Consider the following 6,770-nt stretch of genomic DNA (forward strand, 5'->3'; position numbering starts at 1 on the left):
AATGTTACATGAACGGCATAATAACAGATGGAAAATTCGATACTATAACCATCGGGTAAGTTCCAATCGCCGTTCGAGTTTTATTTTTGCAGTCGTGCCATCGGCGGACCTGGGTCGGACGATGGGGGTAGGGGAATACGTCAACCAAAAGCGCGGGTCTTGAAATGGATTCGATGGATCTAAGGACGCTGGTCGATGGGCTGGATGCCACGGCCCGCCGGGCGCTTGAAGCCGCCGCGGGCGGCGCCATGGCCAAAACCCACTATGAGATTGAGATCGAGCATTGGCTGCACGCCTTGCTTGACCGGCCGGACACCGGCCTGCGCCAGGCGCTGCCCAAGATGGGCCTGGGGCCAGAGGCGCTGGAGCGCGCGCTGGACCGAGGGCTTGCCCGCTGCCGCACCGGCAGCAGCCGCGCCCCGGCCTTCTCGCCGCGCGTCGTGTCGCTGATGCGCGAGGCCTGGTTCCTGGCCACCTTGCGCTTCAAGGCCGGGGCGGTGTCGCCCCTGCACCTGCTGGCGGCCCTGGTGGCTGACGACAAGGGCGCCTTGGCTTTCGGTGACCTGGCCGCCGCGCTGGAGGCCATCGACCCGCAGGCGCTGGACGCCCTGATCGAGGCCGAGGTTCCCGAGGGCGCCGCCGCCGCTGACGGCCAGGCCGCGCGCAAGCCTGGCGGGCGTACCCCCAACCTGGACGCCTACACCATCGACCTGACGGCGGAGGCGGCCCAGGGCCGCATCGACCCCATCACCGGCCGCGATGCCGAGGTGCGGCAGGTGATCGACATCCTGACCCGCCGCCGCCAGAACAACCCCATCCTGGTGGGTGAGGCCGGCGTGGGCAAGACGGCGGTGGTCGAGAGCTTGGCCCTGCGCATCGCCGCGGGCGAGGTGCCGGCGGCCCTGCGCGAGGTCAGCATCCGCACCCTGGACCTCGGCCTGCTGCAGGCCGGCGCCGGTGTGAAGGGCGAGTTCGAGAACCGCCTGAAGGGCGTGATCGATGAGGTCAAGGGTTCGATCAAGCCCATCATCCTGTTCGTGGACGAGGCGCACACCCTGATCGGCGCCGGTGGCCAGGCGGGGCAGGGCGACGCCGCCAACCTGCTGAAGCCGGATCTGGCCCGTGGCGCGCTGCGCATGGTGGCCGCCACCACCTGGGCGGAATACAAGCGCTATATCGAGCGCGACGCCGCCTTGGTCCGCCGCTTCCAGCCGGTGAAGGTGGACGAACCGGATGAGGCGACCGCCATCGCCATGATGCGCGGCCTGGTCCCGACGCTGGAGAAGCACCATGGCGTGCGCATCCTGGACGCGGCGGTGCGGGCGGCGGTGCACCTGTCCCACCGCTACATCACCGGCCGGCAGCTTCCCGACAAGTGCGTCAGCGTGCTGGACACGGCGGCGGCCATGGTGGCCATGAGCCAGGCCGGCCGGCCCGAGGCGCTGGACGCCGTGGCCCGCGAGACCGAGGGGCTGGAGGTGGAAAAGGCCTCCCTGCTGCGCGAGATGGCGCTGGGCGCCGACCACGCCGCCGCCGTCGCCGCCCTGGATGAGCGGTTGGCCGCCGCCCAGATTCGGCAGGCGGACCTGCACCAGCGCTGGACGGAGGAACGCCGGCTGATCGACGAGATCATCGGCGTGCGCAGCGCCCTGGAAACCAAGCTGGGCGGGGCGGCCGAGGGCAGCGCCACCGGGGGCGAGGTCGACGTGGCCGCCCTGCGCGGCCGCCATGCCCGCCTGCATCAGGATCTGACCGACCATCAGGGCGAGCAGCCGCTGGTGCACCACGACGTCACCGCGCAGGCGGTGGCCGAGGTGGTGGCGCGCTGGACCGGCATCCCCGTGGGCCGCATGCTGTCCAGCGAGATCGAGACGGTGCTGGGCCTGGAAGGACGCCTGGGCCAGCGGGTGGTGGGCCAGGACGACGCGCTGCACCTGATCGCCGACGTGCTGCACACCGCCCGCGCCGGCATCGCCGACCCGCGCAAGCCGCCGGCCATCTTCCTGCTGGCCGGCCCCAGCGGCGTGGGCAAGACCGAGACCGCCCTGGCGCTGGCCGACATGATGTACGGCGGGGAGCAAAGCCTGACCGTCATCAACATGTCGGAGTTCAAGGAGGAGCATAAGGTCTCCCTCCTCATGGGGTCGCCGCCCGGCTACGTCGGCTATGGCGAGGGCGGGATCCTGACGGAGGCGGTGCGCCGCCGGCCCTACGGCGTGCTGCTGCTGGATGAGATGGAGAAGGCGCACCCCGGCGTGCAGGACATCTTCTACCAGGTGTTCGACAAGGGCGTGCTGCGCGACGGCGAAGGTCGCGACATCGACTTCCGCAACACCACCATCCTGATGGCCTCCAATGCCGGTTCCGACCTGCTGGCCGCGTTGGCGGCGGACCGCGAGACCCTGCCGGATCTGGCGGGGCTGACGGCCGCGCTGCACCCGGAACTGCTGAAGCACTACAAGGCGGCCTTCCTGGGCCGGGTCACGGTGGTGCCCTACCTGCCGCTGACGGCGGAGCGCCTGCGCGACATCGTCGGCCTGCAACTGGGCCGCCTGCGTCAGCGGGTGGAGCAGACCTATGGTGCCGCCCTGTCGGTGTCGCCCGCCGTGGTCGAACGGCTGGTGGCCCGCTGCGGCGAAAGCGACGTCGGGGCCCGCGCCATCGACCATGTGCTGTCGCGCAGCCTGATGCCGGCGCTGTCCAAGCGCCTTCTGGAAACCCTGGCCGCCCGGCGCACCGTCGCCGCCGCGACCGTGGATTGGGATGACGAGGCCGGGGATTTCCGGATCGACATCCAGACGGTGCCACTGGCCGAAAGGCCGATGGTGGAGTCCGCGGCGGAATAAGGGCCGCCAAGGCCCTGCCCGGACCCAAGCCGCTTGGGGTCACCCGGCGCACCGTACCTACCGCACCGGCCGCTGGCCGCCCGCCAGTCCGGTGCATCGACGCAAACCCGCGTTCAACCAAAGTCCATGAAGTGAGGAGAACTACGAATGCCCATTTACCTGCAGATCGACGGCATCTCCGGCGACGCCACCCAGCAGAACCATCAGCAGTGGACCGACATCAAGACCCTGCAGTGGGGTGTCACCCGGTCCATGAACACCCTGGCCGGCGCCACCGCCAATCGCGAAGGTTCCGAGCCGTCGGTGCGTGAAGTCGTGCTGACCAAGACCAGCGACAGCTCCTCCGTGAAGCTGTTCTCCCAGGCCTGCAGCGGCCGTTCGGGCGTGACCGCCAAGATCCACATCGTCACCAGCGGCAACCCGGGCGACACCTATATCGAGTTCACCCTGACCAACACCCTGATCTCGTCCTACAACATCTCGGCCTCCAGCGACCGGCCGGAAGAGCAGATCGTGCTGAACTTCACCAAGGTGGAGATGAAGTACACCCCCTACGACAGCCAGCACAACCCGCAGTCCCCGATCATCGCCTCCTACGACCTGGCCACCACCAAGTCGGCTTGATCGGTTTACGGCAGCCACGCGGGCGTTTTCACGCCCGCGTGGCTCACGCCGCGTTCGATGTTGCCTGGAGTTCGGCCAGGATGACGAACATGACTGCCGCGAATGTTGGCCTCATTGGACAAGGACACGACCGGCCGTCCTTGAATACCTGGTATTTTTATTTTTTCGACTTGCTGCTTATATTTTGCATCTGGCTGATCTGGGCGTCCTACCCCGACCTACTGGTGTTCGACACGCATCCGGATCACGTACTGTTCGACAGGTACGTGTTCTGCTTCTTCGCCGGACCTTTCCTATATGGACTACGGATCGCGATGTACGTCGCGATGGCCCGGAAATACCGAGAGCCGATGACCCTTGAGATCCGGATTATTCAGATTTCGGCCATCGCCTTCGTGGCCTCACTGCTTATCGGCATCTTCGCCGGCGATCTCTGGGCGTCGGCGCATGGGTATAAGCGCTGCTTCAAACCGGCGGATCGGTCCAACGACTATTTGTATGTGCTTAAGGACATCGACTGTCCGGCGCGCCCCACCCCGGAAGAATACCTGCATCCCCCGCCGCGCCAGCCCTAATAGATTTGTTAGATATTTAAATCCAAACAAGTAAGATCGGGAGAAATGCCATGGCAATCGTCCTGGATAATGACTGGGGTCCTTATAAGAATGCGAACGAGGCGTCCGCCTATTTGATCCCGTACGTCAATCGCGTTTGCGGTCCCGAAGTGGGAATTACCTGGGCGACTGGAGGTTTCGTCTATCCTCTGCGTGCGCCAATCTGGGATGGTGGCGGATTCGGCGATAACGTCGTTTTTCAATGGAATCATATTCCCGCCAGTGTCCCCAACCATCCTCCCCCCTCTGACTTTTGGCACCGGGTAAAGGCGTTCATCGATCGCTGCATGGAGGCCGAGGGGCAAGCAGCGCTGGCGGAAAGCCAGGCTAACTTGGCCATGGCGCAGGCTGTAACCAACATGTTCAACAGCATCGCCCATAAGGACGACGCTTTGGCCGTCGCGCTGGATGTGATTTGCGTCGCAGCATCCATAGCCCTGATCCCCACGGGCCTAGGGGCCTTGGGTGTTCTAGCATTCATGGGGGGAACTTTCCTGTTGGGGGCCGATGGCGCCATTTATGGCCTTGAACTAGCTGGCAAAGATGGTACAGCGAATAGCTTGAGGGAACGCACCGAGACGATGCGGATCATCGCCACCGTTATGACATTGCCGGATATAGCGGTGGGCGGGGCTCGGGCGCTTCGGGAATTGAAAGAGGCGCGCGAACTGCTCAGGGCGGATATTGTCACGGCGAACGCCGCTGAGAAGCTTGGCAGCCGAACGGCGAATATGGCGCGCGTGGATCGATATGCGCAGGTGGCCGAACGTGCGCACTTACGCTCGCAACTCCGCGCTCAACAGATACGGGCTGCTGTCACTCTTGATATTATTCCCCGTGTCGCCGGTTCAGGGTCTGGTGGTCTCATGGTCCGCGAACAACTCTCATCAAACGAGGCTCAGGGGAAAGAGGCGGATGCCGTTCTTGTTCACCAAGTAGCCGAGCGTCTGGAAGTCCATAGCGTGGCGGTGCAACGGAAATGAACGAGCTTTATCGACATGCGAATCTTCGGCAGCCATCGCCTGGCTATTTATATAGCCTAGCCTTGGCTGGTGTTGGTTTAGCATTTCTTTCTGTTGGTTTGGGCGGAACCCTGGCTATTCTTAAACATGCTGACGTCCTGGCTGTTTATGGTTCTGTTACGCCCTTCGTCTTTACGTTCGCATTGTCGCTCGGCTTTCTGTATCGGCTAATATTTTCGGCTCGCGTTTCTGCATCGTTGCAGGCGCTGGTGCGGCAATTCATAACGCTGATCTTTATATTGGAAGTTATTGGGGCTGTGGTTGCCCTTGTTCTATTCTATGTTCAGTGGTCGGTCTCGCCGCCACCCGACGATGGTGATCGCGCCATTGTGTCCATCTTCATGGTTTTTACCTGCCTTTGCCAGATTCCGACGGTCATCTGGCTGCTGCGCTACCGCAAGGAGTGAGAGGGCAGGCATGGACGCTTCGACAATGACGAGCGCCGCGTCGCGTCCAACTTGGCGCCGCCCCTCCACCGGCTATTATCTCACCCTGGGTTTGGCCCTGCCGGGGATCGTCTTCGCCGCCACCAGCATTGCCGCCTCCTTGCAAATCCGGGCTCATGCCGATCCTTTTGGCATCCTTGATCCGGTGGGGCTGCCGGCGATGCTGTTCGTCTGGTTCCTGCTGTACGCTTTCCGTCTGATCTTCTGGGGAAAAGTACCGCCCCGGACTCAGGATATCGTTCGCACGCTACTGACGTTGGTATTGTGCGCCGAGGTGCTGGCGGGTGCCGCAGCGCTTGCGCTGGCCTTGACTACGCCAACAGAAGAGCCGGTGAGGGGAGGGGCGGGTTTGATCATGGTGGGGTCGTTCACCACCCTCGCCGTTCTAAGCCAACTCTCCACCATCACGTGGCTGTTGCGCTACCGCAAGGAATAGCCGGTCACAGCGGTTGCTCTCGCGGAGGGGCCAGCCTCTCATGGCAGGCGCTTGCTGCCAGGGCTCCCGTCGTATTCGGCCGCCCCAATTGAATCAGCCCGATCGCCCGATCCGCCCTACTCTTTTGGGCAGGTCGGCCTCGGCATGGTTCTGCCACCAACGGTTCCGCCGTATGTAAAAGGAAAAGGCCGGACCCATCTTCCGGCGGGCTGACTCGTGAGCCCTCGCGGAGCAATGGCGGCGGGCCGGGCCGGCCAGCCAGGCGCTTGCATGGCGCCAGAAATCCCAGGTGCGGGGCCGATTTAAGGACAGCTTTGCGGGCGGCGCATGGCGAGAGATCCGCGCGCTGGCCGCACCTCCCTTCCTGTTTCAAAACCGGTGTCTCCGCTGTCGGGGTACAGGACAGGAAACGCATGCTCAGGCATTCCGAATAAATCACTCCGTTCATCTACAGAGATAAAGCCAGGATGTCTTGCTGTAATCTGCTGCACAGATGCCGGCAAACTGTGCATTTTATAAAAACAACCGAAGAATGATCATGTTTTACGTCGCCAGTGCAAGCATCATAACCACATTCAATTTTCCCATATTGGCTGTTTATGTGCCGTACATGACCCTCGCGAATATGCCTGACGATTATGCCTCTACTATCTTGATGCAAATCTCCATCGAAGGGGTTACTCGGGTACTCAGAGGTGCTGGGGCCGCTGTCCCCCGCGCGCGTTCCGGCGCGTGGGGGTGGCGCTGGCGAAGGTCGGGTTGCTGGTTGAGGGGGAATGGGC

Annotated in this window: 6 protein-coding genes; all 6 read left to right on the forward strand. The window is 63.3% G+C overall.

From position 1 onward, the window contains the following. Nucleotides 1-173: 173 nt before the first annotated feature. On the forward strand, nt 174-2,846 hold the full coding sequence (tssH, locus tag UAJ10_RS08750; protein WP_322914996.1) for a type VI secretion system ATPase TssH: 2,673 nt from the start codon (nt 174-176) through the stop codon (nt 2,844-2,846). 147 nt (nt 2,847-2,993) lie between these two features. Next, entirely contained in the window at nt 2,994-3,470 is a 477-nt protein-coding gene (locus tag UAJ10_RS08755) for an Hcp family type VI secretion system effector (RefSeq protein ID WP_040848882.1), read from the forward strand. 89 nt (nt 3,471-3,559) lie between these two features. Continuing rightward, entirely contained in the window at nt 3,560-4,045 is a 486-nt protein-coding gene (locus UAJ10_RS08760; RefSeq protein ID WP_322914997.1) for a hypothetical protein, read from the forward strand. A 50-nt stretch (nt 4,046-4,095) separates the two neighbouring features. Further along, nucleotides 4,096-5,067 carry a hypothetical protein gene (locus UAJ10_RS08765; RefSeq protein WP_322914998.1) on the forward strand — a complete coding sequence of 324 codons (972 nt, stop codon included), beginning with the start codon at nt 4,096-4,098 and terminating at the stop codon, nt 5,065-5,067. Beyond that, the gene (locus tag UAJ10_RS08770) at nt 5,064-5,513 is read left to right on the forward strand and encodes a hypothetical protein (RefSeq protein WP_322914999.1); all 450 of its coding nucleotides are present in this window, start codon (nt 5,064-5,066) and stop codon (nt 5,511-5,513) included. The genes UAJ10_RS08765 and UAJ10_RS08770 overlap by 4 nt, the downstream gene beginning before the upstream one ends. Nucleotides 5,514-5,523: 10 nt before the next feature. Further along, the gene (locus UAJ10_RS08775) at nt 5,524-5,988 is read left to right on the forward strand and encodes a hypothetical protein (protein ID WP_322915000.1); all 465 of its coding nucleotides are present in this window, start codon (nt 5,524-5,526) and stop codon (nt 5,986-5,988) included. The last annotated feature ends 782 nt before the right edge of the window (nt 5,989-6,770 follow it).

This window comes from Nitrospirillum guaranorum (assembly GCF_034653275.1).
In the GTDB taxonomy this organism is placed as follows: domain Bacteria; phylum Pseudomonadota; class Alphaproteobacteria; order Azospirillales; family Azospirillaceae; genus Nitrospirillum.